Source organism: Sulfuricaulis limicola, from assembly GCF_002355735.1.
In the GTDB taxonomy this organism is placed as follows: Bacteria; Pseudomonadota; Gammaproteobacteria; order Acidiferrobacterales; family Sulfurifustaceae; genus Sulfuricaulis; species Sulfuricaulis limicola.
This window is the reverse complement of record NZ_AP014879.1, coordinates 1,505,388-1,521,069: the sequence shown is the minus strand read 5'-3', so window position 1 is coordinate 1,521,069 and position 15,682 is coordinate 1,505,388. Positions and strand designations below refer to the sequence as shown.

General features: G+C 61.9%; 14 protein-coding genes, 2 tRNA genes and 1 pseudogene. 11 read left to right on the top strand and 6 right to left on the bottom strand.

All coding sequences use genetic code 11. The features are described 5' to 3' along the window. Nucleotides 1-34: 34 nt before the first annotated feature. Nucleotides 35-463, bottom strand: coding sequence for a tetratricopeptide repeat protein (locus tag SCL_RS07455; protein ID WP_096360630.1), 429 nt, complete (start codon nucleotides 461-463; stop codon nucleotides 35-37). Continuing rightward, nucleotides 460-2,748 (bottom strand): penicillin-binding protein 1B, encoded by a 2,289-nt coding sequence (mrcB, locus tag SCL_RS07450; RefSeq protein WP_197702558.1) that lies wholly within the window; start codon nucleotides 2,746-2,748, stop codon nucleotides 460-462. The genes SCL_RS07455 and mrcB overlap by 4 nt, the downstream gene beginning before the upstream one ends. A gap of 386 nt (nucleotides 2,749-3,134) precedes the next feature. Here mrcB and SCL_RS07445 point away from each other — a divergent pair, with 386 nt between their 5' ends. Genes SCL_RS07445 through SCL_RS07435 form a run of 3 tightly spaced genes read left to right on the top strand, consistent with a single transcriptional unit; the run spans nucleotide 3,135 to nucleotide 6,267 of the window. Further along, nucleotides 3,135-3,383 carry a HypC/HybG/HupF family hydrogenase formation chaperone gene (locus SCL_RS07445; protein WP_096360628.1) on the top strand — a complete coding sequence of 83 codons (249 nt, stop codon included), beginning with the start codon at nucleotides 3,135-3,137 and terminating at the stop codon, nucleotides 3,381-3,383. Next, complete coding sequence (hypD, locus tag SCL_RS07440; RefSeq protein ID WP_096360627.1) at nucleotides 3,367-4,548, top strand: hydrogenase formation protein HypD; 1,182 nt, start codon at nucleotides 3,367-3,369, stop codon at nucleotides 4,546-4,548. Before SCL_RS07445 ends, hypD begins: the two co-directional genes overlap by 17 nt. Nucleotides 4,549-4,551: 3 nt before the next feature. Beyond that, nucleotides 4,552-6,267, top strand: a complete 1,716-nt coding sequence (locus SCL_RS07435) for a hydrogenase maturation protein (protein ID WP_096360626.1) — start codon at nucleotides 4,552-4,554, stop codon at nucleotides 6,265-6,267. Nucleotides 6,268-6,273: 6 nt separating this feature from the next. Here the strand turns inward: SCL_RS07435 and SCL_RS07430 are convergent, their stop codons facing one another. Then, nucleotides 6,274-7,149 (bottom strand): AEC family transporter, encoded by an 876-nt coding sequence (locus tag SCL_RS07430; protein ID WP_096360625.1) that lies wholly within the window; start codon nucleotides 7,147-7,149, stop codon nucleotides 6,274-6,276. An 82-nt stretch (nucleotides 7,150-7,231) separates the two neighbouring features. Here SCL_RS07430 and SCL_RS07425 point away from each other — a divergent pair, with 82 nt between their 5' ends. Then, nucleotides 7,232-7,651, top strand: a complete 420-nt coding sequence (locus SCL_RS07425) for a GlcG/HbpS family heme-binding protein (protein WP_197702557.1) — start codon at nucleotides 7,232-7,234, stop codon at nucleotides 7,649-7,651. Between the two features lie 14 nt (nucleotides 7,652-7,665). On the opposite strand, the gene SCL_RS07420 is transcribed toward SCL_RS07425, so the two are convergent. The 3 genes from SCL_RS07420 to SCL_RS07410 form a co-directional block, all read right to left on the bottom strand. After that, nucleotides 7,666-7,741 (bottom strand) — tRNA-Asn (locus tag SCL_RS07420). A 99-nt stretch (nucleotides 7,742-7,840) separates the two neighbouring features. Beyond that, nucleotides 7,841-8,425 (bottom strand): GspH/FimT family pseudopilin, encoded by a 585-nt coding sequence (locus tag SCL_RS07415; protein WP_096360624.1) that lies wholly within the window; start codon nucleotides 8,423-8,425, stop codon nucleotides 7,841-7,843. 130 nt (nucleotides 8,426-8,555) lie between these two features. Next, nucleotides 8,556-9,749 carry a pyridoxal phosphate-dependent aminotransferase gene (locus SCL_RS07410; protein ID WP_096360623.1) on the bottom strand — a complete coding sequence of 398 codons (1,194 nt, stop codon included), beginning with the start codon at nucleotides 9,747-9,749 and terminating at the stop codon, nucleotides 8,556-8,558. Nucleotides 9,750-9,826: 77 nt separating this feature from the next. Between SCL_RS07410 and uvrB the strand changes: the two genes are divergently transcribed. The 7 genes and pseudogenes from uvrB to SCL_RS14040 all read left to right on the top strand — a co-directional run bounded on the left by uvrB (nucleotide 9,827) and on the right by SCL_RS14040 (nucleotide 15,673). After that, entirely contained in the window at nucleotides 9,827-11,902 is a 2,076-nt protein-coding gene (gene uvrB, locus SCL_RS07405; RefSeq protein ID WP_096360622.1) for an excinuclease ABC subunit UvrB, read from the top strand. Nucleotides 11,903-11,964: 62 nt separating this feature from the next. Then, nucleotides 11,965-12,039, top strand: a tRNA-Val gene (locus SCL_RS07400). A 94-nt stretch (nucleotides 12,040-12,133) separates the two neighbouring features. Then, a complete protein-coding gene (gene thrS, locus SCL_RS07395; protein WP_096360621.1) occupies nucleotides 12,134-14,077 on the top strand; it encodes a threonine--tRNA ligase in 1,944 nt (647 codons plus the stop codon). After that, a pseudogene (gene infC / locus SCL_RS07390) lies at nucleotides 14,064-14,573 on the top strand (translation initiation factor IF-3); the annotation flags it as partial. The gene thrS and the pseudogene infC, both read left to right, overlap by 14 nt. A 245-nt stretch (nucleotides 14,574-14,818) precedes the next feature. Next, on the top strand, nucleotides 14,819-15,016 hold the full coding sequence (rpmI, locus tag SCL_RS07385; protein WP_096360619.1) for a 50S ribosomal protein L35: 198 nt from the start codon (nucleotides 14,819-14,821) through the stop codon (nucleotides 15,014-15,016). A 12-nt stretch (nucleotides 15,017-15,028) separates the two neighbouring features. Beyond that, nucleotides 15,029-15,388 (top strand): 50S ribosomal protein L20, encoded by a 360-nt coding sequence (gene rplT, locus SCL_RS07380; protein WP_096360618.1) that lies wholly within the window; start codon nucleotides 15,029-15,031, stop codon nucleotides 15,386-15,388. An 87-nt stretch (nucleotides 15,389-15,475) separates the two neighbouring features. After that, a complete protein-coding gene (locus SCL_RS14040) occupies nucleotides 15,476-15,673 on the top strand; it encodes a hypothetical protein (protein WP_172425964.1) in 198 nt (65 codons plus the stop codon). The last annotated feature ends 9 nt before the right edge of the window (nucleotides 15,674-15,682 follow it).

The following is a 15,682-nucleotide window of genomic DNA, read 5'->3' as shown; positions in this document are numbered from 1 at the left end:
AAGTTCGCCGGATGCCGGGCGGATATGCCGGTATTCAGTTTCCCGGCGTTGCCGCCTTGTCGAAGGCGGCCTGTGCGCCCTGGTGGTCGCCGCGTCTCAGGCGCGCCTCGCCAATCAGGCGCCAGTTTTCAGCGCGCAAGGCTTTGTCGTCTCCCGCCCAGCTGTTTGACCGGGTTGCCATACCCTCTGCCTGTTGATATTGCCCTTGCTGCAAGCGCAGTCTCGCGAGTTCCTGCCACAGGCGCGGGTTACGTGGTTCGATGCGCAGCGCACGTTCCAGCGATGCCACCGCGGCGTCGGGTTTTCCGCCGGCAACATCGGTGCGCGCACTGTCCATCAACGCCACCACGGCGTTGTTATCCGACACCGGCCGATCTTCCGGCGCTGACGGGAGCATGCCGGCGCAGCCCGCCAGCAGCGTGACGATCATGGCGAATACAACAACGCGATGCATTTTTCTCATTCAAATATCCTCTCGAACCAGCTTTTGATGGTGCGCACCGGTGAGCCCGCTCCGCAGGGCGCGGTTTCCGTCGGCGCCGAGCCGCGGATGAAAGGCAGCTCGATCGCCCCCGCGCAGCTGGCGTCGGCGCGCAATCCGGTCGCGGGATCGATCCAGGCCGATTCAATGTTCTCCGGTACCGGCGGGATGAGCGGGTCGGGATCAAGCCGCGCCATCATCTCGCCCCATACGGTCATGGCTCCGCCGGCGCCGGTCATCTGGATCGGCTGGTTGTCGTCACGGCCTATCCATACCACCGCCAGACGATCGCCGGTATAACCCGCGAACCAGCTGTCGCGCAAGTCGTTGGTGGTGCCGGTCTTGCCGGCGATGCGAAGATCCGGGGACAGGTAATGTTTCAGTGCATCGGCCGTGCCTTCCTGCACCACCGTCTGCAACGCCTGGGTCACCAGGTAGGCCGGCCCCGGTTCGATCACCTGTTCCACCGAGAGCGGATAGCGTTGCAGCGGCTGACCGTCCGCCATCATCACCTCGCGAATGGCGCGCAAGGGAACGCGGAACCCGCCGCTGGCGAAGGTCTGGTACATCTGCGCGACTTCCAGCGGGCTCAGACTGTCCGCGCCCAGCAGGCTCGAAGCAAAGGTCTGCAGGTCACGCTCGACGCCGAGACGATGCGCCTTGTCCATGACCTGACGTACTCCCAATGCCAGTCCCAGGCGCGCCGTGGAAACATTGTATGAGTTGGCCAGCGCGACGCGCAGCGGCACCTGTCCGTGAAATTCCTTGTCGTAGTTCTCCGGCTTCCAGTCGTCGGTGCCGCGGCTCTTCCACACCAGCGGGCTGTCGTCCAGCAGGGTGGCGAGCGTGTAGGAGCCCGGGCGTTCCAGCGCCGTCAGGTAAACCACCGGCTTGATCAGCGAGCCGATCGGGCGCGCGGCGTCAAGCGCGCGGTTGAAGCCCTCGAAACGCGTATTGCGTCCGCCGACCAGCGCCTGCACCTCGCCGTTCTGCGAATGGCTGATGACGATCGCGCCTTCCAGCGACTTCGGCGGGAGGCGCCGGTCCTTTTCCAGTTGCGTGAGCCGGCCGGTGAGCGCGCGTTCGGCGCTGGTCTGGGCCAACGGGTCCAGTGTGGTGAATATCTGCAGGCCTTCGGAGCGCAGGTCGTCCTCGCGGTAGTCGCGCCGCAGCTGGCGATGCACCAGTTCGACGAACGCGGGGTAACGCGAGGTGCCTTCCGGCGCCTTTTCCACCACGCCCAATGGCGCGGCGCGGGCCGCGACATATTGTGCCTGCGTGATGAAATCCAGCTTGCGCATCTCCTGCAACACCAGGTTGCGCCGCGCCAGCGCGCGCGCCGGTTGGCGCCGCGGATCGTAGGATGACGGGCCTTTCACCAGGCCGACCAGCAGCGCCGCCTGCGGGAGATCGAGACGTGACAGCGGGCGATCGAAATAAAAATGACTGGCGAGGCCGAAGCCGTGAATGGCGCGGTTGCCGTCCTGGCCGAGATAGATTTCATTGGCGTAGGCCTCGAGTATCTCGTCCTTCGCGTAATGCAGTTCCAGCAGCATGGCCATCAGCAATTCCGTGAACTTGCGTCGCAGGGTGCGTTCGGGCGTCAGGAAAAAGTTTTTCACAAGCTGCTGCGTCAGGGTGCTGCCGCCCTGGATGCCGCCGCCGCGCACGATGGTCACCAGCGCGCGCGCCGTGCCGCGGGCGGAAAATCCGTGGTGGGAATAGAACTGCCGGTCTTCGATGGCGATCAGCCCCTTGACCAGGTGTGGCGGTATTTCGTCGAACCGTACCAGCACGCGGTCTTCGTTATGCGCCGGGTAAATGCCGCCGATGAGCACCGGGTCCAGCCGCGCCAGCGTCACCGGCTTGCCGGTATCCTGGCGCGTCAGCGTGTCCATGTGCGTGCCGCTGAAGTCCGCCTGCAAGGTCAGGGCGGGCTGGGCTTCGTCCCAGAACTTGAAGGGGCGAGTCACGATGGTGAATTCGTCGCCCTGGCGCCGGTAACTGCCTGGCTCGCGCGGATCGGCGGCGACGCGGTAATCCAGCATGGCCAGTTCCAGCGACAGTTGTTCCGGCCGCAGCTTCATGCCGGGATAAAGCTCGAGCGGACGCGCGTAAACGCGTGCCGGCATGGCCCAGCGCTTGCCTTCGAAGTGCATGCGCACGGTGATGTCGAGATAAAGCGCGAACCCGGACAGCAGCAGCGCCAGCGACAGCAGCATCAGACGCACGCGCTTGCGCGTGAAGAAATTTCTGAAATGGGTCATGTATGGGCTGTTCATTCGGGCGTCGATGGCGGGGACAACAGGCGGCGCATGGAATCCCTGACATGCGGCGCGTGATTATACCGGAGATTGCCGATGCGTGTTCCCTCCCGCCCCTTTGATGCCCCGGGGCGTGACGGGTTCAGACCAGACCGGGTCCGCGACGCCGGGACCCGCCGGCAGGACGATCCAGGCAGACGGTCCGGCCCGCTGTGGCGACCCTGCGGCGAATGGCGGAATGTTGATATGGATCAAAACCCTGTTTTCAGCGGATCAGCAGGCGACCTGATGTTGACATGGGTCAAAGCCGCTAATCACGGAGCGAGGATGATCTGCATCAGATAATGCCTGCGATACCGACAGGCAGACCAAAGTGGAGAACGCGAAGCATGTGTCTGGCAATTCCGGCGAAGGTGGTGCAGAAACTCGACGACGACCGCGCCGTGGTGGAAGTCGGCGGGGTGCGCAATGATATCTCGCTGATGCTGGTGGACGGCGTGGAAGTCGGCGACTACGTGATCGTGCACGTGGGATTCGCCATCACGCGGCTGGACACGGAAGAAGCCGAGAAATCGATCGCGCTGTTCGACGACATGACGTTTCGTCTTGAATCGCTAACGAATGAAATACATAAGTGAATTCCGCGACCGGCGCGTAGCCGCCGCGCTCGCCACCGACCTGGCCGGGAAGGTCGACCCGGCGCGCGAGTACAGCCTCATGGAATTCTGCGGGGGCCACACCCACGCCATTTTCCGCTACGGTGTCCAGGATCTGCTTCCGCCTAACGTGCATCTGGTGCACGGGCCCGGCTGCCCGGTATGTGTGCTGCCGATCGGCCGCCTCGATATGGCGATAGAACTGGCCGAGGTTCCGGATGTCATTCTGTGCAGCTATGGCGACATGCTGCGCGTGCCCGGTTCACGCAAGCGCAGTTTGCTGAAATCGCGCGCGCAGGGGCGCGACGTGCGCATGGTCTACTCGTGTGCCGAGGCGATACAAATCGCGCAGGACAATCCCGACAAGGAAGTGGTTTTTTTCGCTATCGGCTTCGAGACCACCACGCCGCCGACGGCGGTGGCCATCCGGCAGGCGCAAATGCTGGGGCTGAAAAATTTCAGCGTGTTCTGCAATCACGTGCTGACGCCCTCGGCCATCCAGAGCATTCTGGACTCGCCCGACGTGCGCAAGCTTGGCAATGTGCGCGTCGACGGTTTCATCGGGCCGTCGCACGTGAGCACCGTGATCGGCAGCCGGCCGTATGATTTCTTCGCGCAGGAATACCAGCGCCCGGTGGTGATCGCCGGTTTCGAGCCGCTCGATGTATTGCAGGCGATCGGCATGCTGGTGCGGCAGCTGAACGAAGGCCGCGCCGAGGTCGAAAACCAGTTCACCCGCGGCGTGACGCACGCCGGCAATGTCAAGGCGCAGGCGCTGGTCGCGGAGATTTTTGAATTACGGCGTTCGTTCGAATGGCGCGGTCTGGGCGTCGTGCCTTACAGCGGCCTGCGCATCAAAAAACAGTATGCCGCGTATGACGCCGAGAAGCGTTTTCCCCTGACACAGAAACCGGTGCAGGAGAACAAGGCCTGCGAATGTGGCGCCATCCTGCGCGGCGTGAAGAAACCCACCGACTGCAAGATCTTCGGCAACGTCTGCACGCCGCAGAACCCGATCGGGTCCTGCATGGTGTCTTCGGAAGGCGCGTGTGCGGCTTATTACAAATACCGGCGCCATGGAAGCATGGCACGGACGCCGGAGGCAGATGGCGAAGACAACGGCGTCAGCATCGTTTCGGGCGGATGAGCCATGCGCATCCTGTTCCTCACGCACAGTTTCAACAGCCTGACGCAACGCCTGTACGTCGAACTGACCGGGCGTGGCCACGAGATTTCCATCGAGTTCGACATCAACGACGCCGTCACCATTGAAGCAGTTCGCCTGTTCCAGCCGGACCTGATCCTGGCGCCGTATCTGCGGCGTGCCATTCCCGAACAGATCTGGCGCCATCATCTGTGTCTGGTGGTGCATCCGGGCATCGTCGGCGATCGAGGCCCTTCCGCCCTCGACTGGGCGATCCTGAACGGTGAAACGGAGTGGGGCGTCACCGTGCTGCAGGCCAACGGCGCGATGGATGCCGGTCCGGTTTGGGCCACGGCCGGCTTCCGGATGCGTGCCGCGCGCAAGAGCAGCCTGTACCGCAGCGAAGTGACCGAGGCCGCGGTCACGGCAGTATTACAGGCGCTTGATCGATTTGAATCCGGAGGCTTCACACCGTCATTGCCCGCTGCCGGCACGCGCGGCCAATGGCGCCCGCTCATGGGGCAGTCCGACCGGCAGATCGACTGGTTGGCGGACGATACCCGAACCATATTGCAAAAAATAAACTCTGGCGACGGCGCGCCGGGCGTGGCCGATGGGTTCGGTGGCGAGCTTTACCACTTGTACGATGCCTGCGAAGAGGACGGCCTGCGCGGCAAGCCGGGTGACATCATCGCGCGCCGTTACGGCGCCATCTGCCGCGCGACGCGTGACGGGGCCGTGTGGATCGGGCATCTGAAAAAAATCATCCCCGGCGAGAAAACCTTCAAGCTCCCGGCCGCGGATGTGCTGGGCGCGGCCTTGAGCGCCGTGCCGGAGGCGCCGCTGACGCTGGAGGTTTCTCCCGATCGCAAGACCTGTAAGGAAATCTGGTACGAAGAAAAGAGCGGCGTGGGGTACCTGTATTTTGACTTTTATAACGGTGCGATGGGCACCGAACAGTGCCAGCGACTGCTCGAGGCATACCAGCAGGTACGTCAACGTCCGACAAGGGTAATTGTCCTGATGGGTGGGCGCGATTTCTGGTCCAACGGGATTCATCTGAACCGCATCGAGGCTGCGGACAGCCCGGCGGATGAATCCTGGCGCAACATCAACGCCATGGACGACCTGGTGCAGGCGATTATTACCACCGACAGCCAGCTCACTGTCGCCGCGTTGCGCGGCAACGCCGGCGCCGGCGGCGCGTTCCTGGCGCTGGCGGCGGACCGGATTTATGCGCGCGCGGGCGTGGTGCTCAATCCGCACTACAAGAACATGGGGAATCTTTACGGCTCCGAATACTGGACCTATCTCCTGCCGCGGCGCGTGGACACAGGCGGACGGGCGATCATGGAAAACCGCCTGCCGCTCGGCGCTGCCGAGGCCAAACGTCTGGGACTGATCGACGACTGCTTCGGCGCGAACGTGGATGAATTCAGCGCGCGGATCGAAGCCCTTGCGCAAGCACTCGCCACCGATCCGGCATATGAATCGTATTTGATGGAGAAACGCCAGCGGCGCGCGCGCGATGAGGCCGCCAGGCCGTTGGCGCAATACCGGACCGAGGAGCTGGAGCGCATGAAGCTCAATTTCTACGGCTTCGATCCGAGTTATCACGTGGCGCGCTATAACTTCGTGTTCCGGGTTCCAAACTCCTGGACCCCGCTGCACCTCGCCCGGCATCGAAGTATTTCACACAAGAAGACGACGAACGCCGCCTGAGAGAATTTACAACGCGAAGGCCAGCGCGATCGGCAGACTGATAAACCCCGCCAGGTTGCCGATCAGCACGATGGAAGCCACCTTGCCCGGTTCCTGCCGGTATTGTTCGGCCACCAGATAATTGAGCACCGCCGGCGGCAGGGCGCCGAACACCAGCAGCAGGCTCGTCTGCAACGGCGTCAATTCCAGAAACGGCCGCACCAGTAGCACCATGAGCACGCCGGTCAGCGGGCAGAGGACGGCGCCCAGCACGCCGATGCGCCATTCGCTGAAATCGATGCGCGTGAGGCGCGTGCCGAGCGCGAACAACAACAACGGGATCGAGGCCTGGCCCAGCAGGTTGACAGTCTCCCGTATCGGCGTCGGCACGTTCCAGTGAAACAGGCTGAAGGCGATACCGATCAGGGTGGCGGCGACGATCGGTTGCAACAGCACCTTGTGCAGCGGGGCGCGATGGTCCATGAGCCAGGTACCGAGGGTGAAGTGCAATCCGTTCTCTACCAGAAACAGCACCACCGCCGCCGGCAGCGCCGCTTCGCCGAAGGCGAACACCGCGAGCGGCAGGCCGATGTTGCCGGAGTTGCTGAACATCATCGGTGGCACGAAAGTTTTCAGGGAGAGTCGCGCCACTTTGGCTGCCAACAGCGCCAACAGGCCTGAACCCAGCACCACGACAATGCCACCCAGGGCCAGCCAGCCGTACTCGGCGAGCTGGAAGTCCTTGCCGGACAGCACGTGAAATATCAGCGCCGGCAGCAGCACCGTCATGTTGATGTGGTTGGCCGCGGTCATGTCCGGCTGGCGCCAGCGGCTGTAGAGATAGCCGACCGCTACGATGGCGAACACCGGAAAGATGATCCCGAAAAGCCGGAGAATGAGCATGTGCTGGTTGTTATGCTGCCGGGGTTTGCATCGTAACGGCTTGCCGGTATCTTATCCGTAAATCGAACCAGAGGAGAGGGCCATGCCCGGAAACGACATGCTGGTGGAAAAACCCGCGCTGACGCTGGCGGCCGCGAAAAAAATCATGGCCGCGGCGGAAACGGAGGCGCTGAAACAGGGCTGGCCGGTGGTGATCGCGGTAGTGGATGACGGCGGCAACTTGTTATGCCTGCATCGCCTCGACGAGGCCCAGTTCGGGAGTGTCGAGATCGCGATCCGCAAAGCCACGGCCGCGGTGGCCTTCAAGCGGCCGACCAAGAACTGGGAAGAGTCGCTCAACAGCGGTCAACAGCGTGTGCTCGGCCTGCCCGGCGTCCTGCCGTCCGAAGGCGGCGTGCCGCTGGTATGGAAGGAGCGCATCGTCGGCGGCATCGGCGTGAGCGGGGTGCGCGCGCACGAAGATGGCCAAGTTGCCCGCGCCGGGGCGGCGGTACTGGAGTGAATTTGAAGGTGAAATGGCTCCCCGGGACGGACTCGAACCGCCGACCCAGTGATTAACAGTCACTTGCTCTACCGACTGAGCTACCGGGGAATATATGAAACCTGCTGCTCGTTCGTCCCGCCATGAGACGTCGAAGGGCGCGTATGTTATGGCGGAAAGCGGGTGGGGGTCAAGGCGAGCGGCCAAGGGCTAGGAGCAGCTCAGGGGTCCATTGCTGGCGCTGACGGAGGAGACGCGCGGGCGTCCTGTTCCAAGCAAAATGACGGCTTTTGCCTTCTTCGCGCCACGATGGTCGCAAAACGTGAATGTCCCGTTCGGATCGACCATTCCAACCGGTTTGTAGGTGACATAGCGGTCGCGATTGAGCGCGCCCGCGAAATTCAGCGCGATGGCGTCCAATGGTTGTTCAATTTTTATTATCGTTTCACCGTCATCGATTTGGCGGTTGACGTTGTTATCAACGAAAATTATCCAGCCTGCATGCCACTCCGACCCCCTGGCGCATGCGGCACCATCATCGGTTTTACACAGGGTCACGGCAATTCCACGTTTAATTGCCTCGCTGCGCGCCAGGTTCAGATGTCCCATCATCTGATTTATTTGGGCGGTCATGCGTGCATCCTGGACCATACTGGTCATGCCGACGGCGCCAAGACCGAGAACACCGGCCACGGCGGAAGTCACCATGAGATCGTAAATGGAATAGCCCGCCTGGATAAGGCGGGACGGCGCGCGTCCCCGATGGCGCCGCCGATAACGTTGCGTGCCGTACATCCTCCACCTCGGTTTTGTTGTAACTTGACCGGTTATGTCACGGGACCGGTTCAGCCCCGTGCTGGCTTGCCCGAAATTATGCCAAGCTGTTTTATAACTGCAAAGCGGGTGGCACCACGGACTGATAACTTCAGGTCGTGCCGAGGAGTTTTTCTATCCGGTCCAAGGCCTTATCGAGGATTTGCATGGAGGTGGCGTAAGACAGGCGCAGGTGGCCTTCGGCGCCAAAGGCCGAGCCGGGCACCAGCGCCACTTCAGCTTTATTCAGAAGGTATTCGGCCATGTCGCTGTCGTTGTTGACGCCGTCGGTGGCGGCGATGGCCCGGCTGAAGTCCGGGAACGCATAGAAGGTTCCCTCGGAGGGCAGGCAGCGCACGCCGCGGATTTTGTTCAAGCGGCTTACCAGGCGGTCGTGGCGTTCCTTGAACGCGCGCACCATCGGCGCGATGCATCCCTGATCGCCGTTCAACGCCGCTTCGGCCGCGACCTGCGCGATCGAGGTCGGGTTCGACGTGCTCTGCGACTGGATTTTTTTCATCGCGGCGATCAGCGGCTTCGGTCCGGCGGCATAGCCGATGCGCCAGCCGGTCATGGCATATACCTTCGAGACGCCATTTAATACGATCGTGCGATCTTTCAGATCGGGGCAGGCATTGAGAATGTTGCTGAAGGGTTCGTTCGCCCACAGGATGTGTTCGTACATGTCGTCCGTGGCGATCAGCACCTGCGGGTGCTTGCGTAATACTTCACCCAGCGCCGCGAGTTCCGCGCGGGTGTAGACCGCGCCGGTGGGGTTCGACGGGCTGTTGATGACCAGCAGCCGCGTGTTGCGGGTGATGCGGCGCTCGAGCTGCTCGGGGCGGATCTTGAACGCCTGATCGATGCCGGCGGAAATAATGACCGGGGTGGCGTCGGCCAGCAAGACCATGTCGGGATAGGACACCCAATACGGCGCCGGAATGATGACCTCGTCGCCGTTGTCGAGCAGCGCCTGCGCCAGATTGAAGAAGCTCTGCTTGCCGCCGACCGATATCAGGATCTCTTCAGGCGTATAGTCGAGTCCGTTGTCGCGCTTGAATTTGCCGATGACTGCCTGCTTGAGTCCCGGCGTGCCATCCACCGCGGTATATTTGGTAAAGCCGTCGCGGATCGCGCGGATCGCCGCCTCTTTAATATGTTCCGGCGTGTCAAAGTCGGGCTCGCCCGCGCCCAGGCCGATGACATCCTTGCCCTGGGCCTTGAGCGCCTTGGCACGGGCGTCGACGGCAAGGGTGGGGGAGGGCTTGATGCGGTTGACGCGGCCTGACAGGCGGATGGTGGACAACGGTACCTCGCGTGAGTGAATTTGGATTTCGAAAAACGCGGTAATATACCCGCATGCCACGGGAAAAACGATAGCGCATGAGCCACCGATTCGAGCTTTCCAGTTCTTTTTCGCCTGCCGGCGACCAGCCGCAGGCGATTACGGCGCTGGTCGCGGGTCTGGCGCAGGGCGAAGCCTGTCAGACCCTGCTGGGCGTGACCGGCTCCGGCAAGACCTTTACCGTCGCCAATGTCATCCAGCAGGTGCAGCGTCCGACGCTGGTGCTGGCGCCGAACAAGACGCTGGCCGCGCAGCTCTATTCCGAGTTCCGCGATTTCTTCCCGCGCAATGCCGTGGAGTATTTCGTCTCGTACTATGACTACTACCAGCCCGAGGCCTACGTCCCGTCGTCGGATACTTATATAGAGAAGGACGCCTCGATCAACGAGCAGATCGAGCAAATGCGTCTGTCGGCCACCAAGGCCCTGCTCGAGCGCGAGGACGTCATCATCGTGGCCACGGTGTCGGCCATTTACGGCCTTGGCGACGTGGACGCCTACCACGGCATGATCCTGCACCTGCGCCAGGGCACGGCCATGTCCCAGCGCGCCATCCTGCAGCGCCTGACGGAAATGCAATACACGCGTAACGACATCGAGCTCCACCGCGGGACCTTCCGGGTGCACGGGGACGTCATCGACATCTTTCCCGCCGAGTCGGAAAAACTCGCGCTGCGGGTCGAGCTGTTCGGCGACGACATCGAGGCGCTTTCGGAATTCGATCCGCTGACCGGCGAGGTCGACAACCGCCCGGTGCGGTTCACCATTTATCCGTCGTCGCATTACGTCACACCGCGCGAAACCATCATGGGCGCGATTGATCAGATTAAAGCCGAATTGCGCGAGCGTCTGGAGCAATTGCGCAGCGTGGACAAGCTGGTCGAAGCGCAGCGGCTGGAGCAGCGCACGCTTTATGACCTGGAGATGATGCGCGAAGTGGGTTACTGCTCCGGCATTGAAAATTATTCGCGCTACCTCTCCGGACGCAAGGCCGGTGAACCGCCGCCGACGCTGATCGATTACCTTCCGAAAAACGCGCTGCTGGTCGTGGACGAGAGCCATGTGACCATTCCCCAGCTCGGCGGCATGTACAAGGGTGACCGCTCGCGTAAGGAGACGCTGGTCGAGTACGGCTTCCGCCTGCCGTCGGCGCTGGACAACCGCCCGCTGCGCTTCGATGAATTCGAGCGCCTGATGCCGCCGGCGATTTTCGTTTCGGCGACGCCCGGGCCGTACGAGTTGCAGCGATCGCAGGGCGTGGTTGTCGACCAGGTGGTGCGGCCCACCGGCCTGATCGATCCCGAAGTCGAGGTGCGGCCGGCGACGGCGCAGGTGGATGATCTGCTGTCCGAGGTGCGCGCGCGCACCGCCGCCGGCGAACGCGTGCTGGTCACCACGCTGACCAAGCGCATGGCGGAGGACCTGACGGAATATTTCCACGAGCATGACGTGCGCGTGCGTTACCTGCACTCGGACATCGAAACCATCGAGCGCGCCGAGATCATCCGTGACCTGCGCGCCGGTGTTTTCGACGTGTTGATCGGCATCAACCTGTTGCGAGAGGGCCTGGATATCCCGGAGGTGTCGCTGGTTGCCATCCTCGATGCCGACAAGGAGGGATTCCTGCGCTCAACGCGTTCGCTGATCCAGACCATGGGCCGCGCCGCGCGTCACATCAACGGCAAGGCCATGCTTTATGCCGACCGCATGACGGATTCCATGCGTGCGGCCATCGACGAGACCGGACGGCGCCGCCTGCGACAGATTGCCTATAACGAAGAGCACGGCATTACGCCCATGGGCATCATCAAGGCGGTCAAGGAGATCATCGAGGGCGTGACACCGGCGCACCCCCTCTATGACACCCAGGGCTATGGCTCGAAATCCGCACATGCCGGGCACGAGTTCCTGCGCGCCGCCGAGGAGGAGGCCGAATACGCCGCCATGGCGCCCCGGGCACTGGCCAAGCTGCTCGACAAGCTGGAAAAGCAGATGTACGCCCATGCGCGCAACCTGGAGTTCGAAAAGGCGGCGGCAGTGCGCGACCGGATCCACACGATCCGCTCGCGCAAATTCGGCGTGATCGAGGGCGGGGGCCGGAAGCGCGGCAACTAAGGGGATGACGGGTTGCAAACTTGTGGCCGCGCGCCGGTTTGTGCTATTTTCCCGCGCCTTGCAGGCGCGTAGCTCAGTGGTAGAGCACCACCTTGACATGGTGGTGGTCGGTGGTTCGATCCCACTCGCGCCTACCATTAATTCGATCCGGCACCGCCGGTTGTTGTGGAGTTGAACGAAACCCGTTTACGCGGCCATTCGTAGCGGTCGCCACTGACGAAAGGGTCTCTTATGCCAGTCATCACGCTGCCGGACGGCAGCCGCCGTGAATATCCCAAACCCGTGACGGTCGCCGAGATTGCCGCGAGCATCGGCGCCGGCCTGGCACGCGCCGCGCTCGCCGGGCGCGTCAACGACAAGCTGGTTGATACCTCGTTCCTGGTCGAGCAGGACGCCACGATCGCGATCATCACCGACAAGAGCCCGGAGGGGATCGAGGTGATCCGCCACTCCACGGCACACCTGTTGGCGCAGGCGGTGAAGGAATTGTTCCCCGAGGCGCAGGTGACCATCGGACCGGTTATTGAAAACGGTTTTTACTACGACTTCGCCTTCAAGCGCGGCTTCACCGAGGAAGACCTGGCAAAAATCGAGCAGCGCATGCAGGAGATCGCGAAACGCGATTACCCCGTGACCCGCACGGTCATGCCGCGCGACGAGGCGGTGAAGTTCTTCCGTGACATGGGCGAGGAATACAAGGCCGAGATCATCGCCAGCATCCCCGCGGGCGAATCGATCTCGCTGTACCGCCAGGGCGAGTTCATTGACCTGTGCCGCGGTCCGCACGTGCCCTCGACCGGCAAGCTCAAGGCCTTCAAGCTCATGAAGGTGGCCGGCGCCTACTGGCGCGGCGATTCGCGCAACGAGATGCTGGCGCGCATCTACGGCACCGCCTGGACCAGCAAGGAGGCGCTCGACGCCTACCTGCACCAGATCGAGGAGGCCGAGAAGCGCGACCATCGCAAGATCGGGCGTCAACTCGACCTGTTCCACATGCAGGAAGAGGCGCCGGGCATGATCTTCTGGCACGAGCGCGGCTGGCGCCTGTACCAGACCATCGTCCAGTACATGAGCCAGCTGTGGCGCGAGCACGGCTACCGCGAGATCCGCACGCCGCAACTGGTGGATCGCTCGCTGTGGGAGAAATCCGGACATTGGGAGAAATTCCACCACGACATGTTCATCACCGAGTCGGAAAAGCGGCTCTACGCGGTCAAGCCGATGAACTGTCCCTGCCACATCCAGGTTTATAACCAGGGTCTGAAGAGTTACCGCGACCTGCCGCTGCGGTTGGCCGAGTTCGGTTCCTGCCATCGCAACGAACAGTCCGGCGCCCTGCACGGCCTGCTGCGGGTGCGCAACTTCGTGCAGGACGACGCCCATATCTTTTGCACCGAGAACCAGATTCAGGCCGAGGTTTCTGCGTTCATCGACCTGTTGCACCGGGTATACGCCGATTTCGGCTTCCGCGAGGTCATCTACAAGCTCTCCACCCGTCCGCCCGACCGCATCGGTTCGGACGAGTCCTGGGACAAGGCCGAGCACGCCCTGGAACAGGCGCTGAACGCCAAGGGGCTCCGGTGGGACTTGCAGCCCGGGGAGGGGGCGTTTTACGGCCCCAAGATCGAGTTCTCGCTCAAGGACAGCCTGGGCCGGGTCTGGCAGTGCGGCACCATCCAGGTAGATTTCTCCATGCCGGGACGGCTCGGCGCCACCTACATCGCCGAGGACGGCAGCAAGCAGGTCCCGGTGATGCTGCACCGGGCCATTCTGGGCTCGCTGGAGCGCTTTATCGGCATCCTGATCGAGGAACACGCCGGGGCGCTGCCGGCCTGGCTGGCCCCGGTGCAGGCGGTCATTTTGACCATCACCGATGATCAGCACGACTACGCCCGGAAGCTGGAACAAACCCTGTCAAAACAGGGCTGGCGGGTCGAGTCTGACTTGAGAAACGAGAAAATAGGCTTTAAAATTCGCGAACATACCTTGCAGCGCATTCCCTATCTGCTGGTGGTTGGCAAGAAGGAGGCGCAGGAAGGTACCCTAGCCGTGCGCACGCGCAAGGGTGAGGATCTGGGCGGGATGACGCCGGAGGCGTTTCACGCCATGCTCACCCGGGAAGCCGCGAGCCGCGGCGTTACTATTTTGGAGGAACAGAAACATCGCGACGGATAAAGAGGTTCGTGTCAACGGGCGCATCAATGCCCCGAAGGTCAGGCTGATCAGCAACGACGGTCAGCAAATTGGCATAGTTCCCATCAGTGACGCATTGCGCCGGGCCGAAGAGGCCGGTTTCGATCTTGTCGAGATTTCACCCAATGCGGAGCCGCCGGTTTGCCGCATCATGGATTTCGGCAAGTTCCAGTACGAAGAGAGCAAGCGCAAGCACGCGGCCAAGCGCAAGCAGAAACAGATTCAGATCAAGGAGGTCAAGTTTCGCCCCGGCACGGATGTCGGCGATTACCAGACCAAGTTGCGCAACCTGATCCGTTTTCTGGAAGAGGGCGACAAAACCAAGATCACCCTGCGTTTCCGGGGACGCGAACTGGCGCATCAGGAGCTGGGGCTGGAAATGCTCAAGCGCCTGGAAGGCGATCTGAAGGATTACGGCACCGTGGAGCAGTATCCGCGGCTGGAAGGCAAGCAGATGGTCATGGTGCTGAATCCCAAGCCGGGCGCGGTCAAGCCCGTGAAGAGCGAAAAGCCGGCGCCGAAGGCGGCGCCAAAAACAGAAACGAAGGCGGAACCCAAAACCAAGACGGCGACGTGACTTTTATTATTCTGGAACGCAGATAAAACTAAATAAAAAACCAATATCATCTGCGTTCATCTGCGGTACCAGTTTTATAGTTTTACAATCGCGACCGAACGGGCCATGCATGTGCCCGCAGGCGCTTACTTCAAGGAGTACCAAACATGCCCAAGCTGAAAACCAATCGCGCCGCGGCCAAGCGATTCAAAAAAACCGCGGGTGGCGGATTCAAGCGTTCGCGCTCGCATCTGCGCCATATCCTCACCAAAAAAAGCTCCAAGCGTAAGCGTCATCTGCGCGGCACGACCACGGTGTACAGCACCGATGTCGCCGGCCTGCGCCGCTTGTTGCCGTACAGCTGAGGAGAATAGAACATGCCAAGAGTCAAACGTGGAGTCACGGCCGGCGCGCGCCACAAGAAGGTGCTGTCGCAGGCCAAGGGTTACTACAACGCGCGTCGCAAGGTTTACCGCGTCGCCAAGCAGGCGGTCGCCAAGTCCGGCCAGTACGCCTATCGCGACCGGCGCGTCCGCAAGCGCGAATTCCGCGCCCTGTGGATCGCGCGCATCAATGCCGCCGCGCGCGAGTGCGGTCTTTCGTACAGCCGATTTATGAACGGGCTCAAAAAGGCTACTATCGACATCGATCGCAAGGTCCTGGCCGACATTGCGGTGCACGACAAGCAATCCTTTTCCGTTCTGGCCGACAAGGCCAAGGCGGCCCTGGCAAGCTGATATCCTGATGGCGGCACGCGCTGCCTCATGATGCGGTAATACAGAAAGGGAAAGGTCAACCGGCCTTTCCCTTTTTTTATGATAAAAATGATTTTGAACCGCCACAATTTTGTCGGGAGCAAAATTGGACGTACTTCAGTACGCCCCGAAGGGGTGCGCGCCAGGGATGGCGCGCATCAAGACGCCAAGAGCGCCAAGAAAAGCATTTTTAGAAATAAAAAACTTGGCGTCCTTGGCGTCTTGGCGGTTAATATCTTTTGTTATGCGCTCTTGGCAGGAAAATGAAACGTGACT

What these genes read in the sequence shown, in the direction of transcription:
- SCL_RS07455 (WP_096360630.1), bottom strand. Translation starts at nt 463, where the DNA reads ATGAGAAAAATGCATCGCGTTGTTGTATTCGCCATGATCGTCACGCTG.
- mrcB (WP_197702558.1), bottom strand. Translation starts at nt 2,748, where the DNA reads ATGACCCATTTCAGAAATTTCTTCACGCGCAAGCGCGTGCGTCTGATG.
- SCL_RS07445 (WP_096360628.1), top strand. Translation starts at nt 3,135, where the DNA reads ATGTGTCTGGCAATTCCGGCGAAGGTGGTGCAGAAACTCGACGACGAC.
- hypD (WP_096360627.1), top strand. Translation starts at nt 3,367, where the DNA reads ATGAAATACATAAGTGAATTCCGCGACCGGCGCGTAGCCGCCGCGCTC.
- SCL_RS07435 (WP_096360626.1), top strand. Translation starts at nt 4,552, where the DNA reads ATGCGCATCCTGTTCCTCACGCACAGTTTCAACAGCCTGACGCAACGC.
- SCL_RS07430 (WP_096360625.1), bottom strand. Translation starts at nt 7,149, where the DNA reads ATGCTCATTCTCCGGCTTTTCGGGATCATCTTTCCGGTGTTCGCCATC.
- SCL_RS07425 (WP_197702557.1), top strand. Translation starts at nt 7,232, where the DNA reads ATGCCCGGAAACGACATGCTGGTGGAAAAACCCGCGCTGACGCTGGCG.
- SCL_RS07415 (WP_096360624.1), bottom strand. Translation starts at nt 8,425, where the DNA reads ATGTACGGCACGCAACGTTATCGGCGGCGCCATCGGGGACGCGCGCCG.
- uvrB (WP_096360622.1), top strand. Translation starts at nt 9,827, where the DNA reads ATGAGCCACCGATTCGAGCTTTCCAGTTCTTTTTCGCCTGCCGGCGAC.
- thrS (WP_096360621.1), top strand. Translation starts at nt 12,134, where the DNA reads ATGCCAGTCATCACGCTGCCGGACGGCAGCCGCCGTGAATATCCCAAA.
- rpmI (WP_096360619.1), top strand. Translation starts at nt 14,819, where the DNA reads ATGCCCAAGCTGAAAACCAATCGCGCCGCGGCCAAGCGATTCAAAAAA.
- rplT (WP_096360618.1), top strand. Translation starts at nt 15,029, where the DNA reads ATGCCAAGAGTCAAACGTGGAGTCACGGCCGGCGCGCGCCACAAGAAG.
- SCL_RS14040 (WP_172425964.1), top strand. Translation starts at nt 15,476, where the DNA reads ATGATTTTGAACCGCCACAATTTTGTCGGGAGCAAAATTGGACGTACT.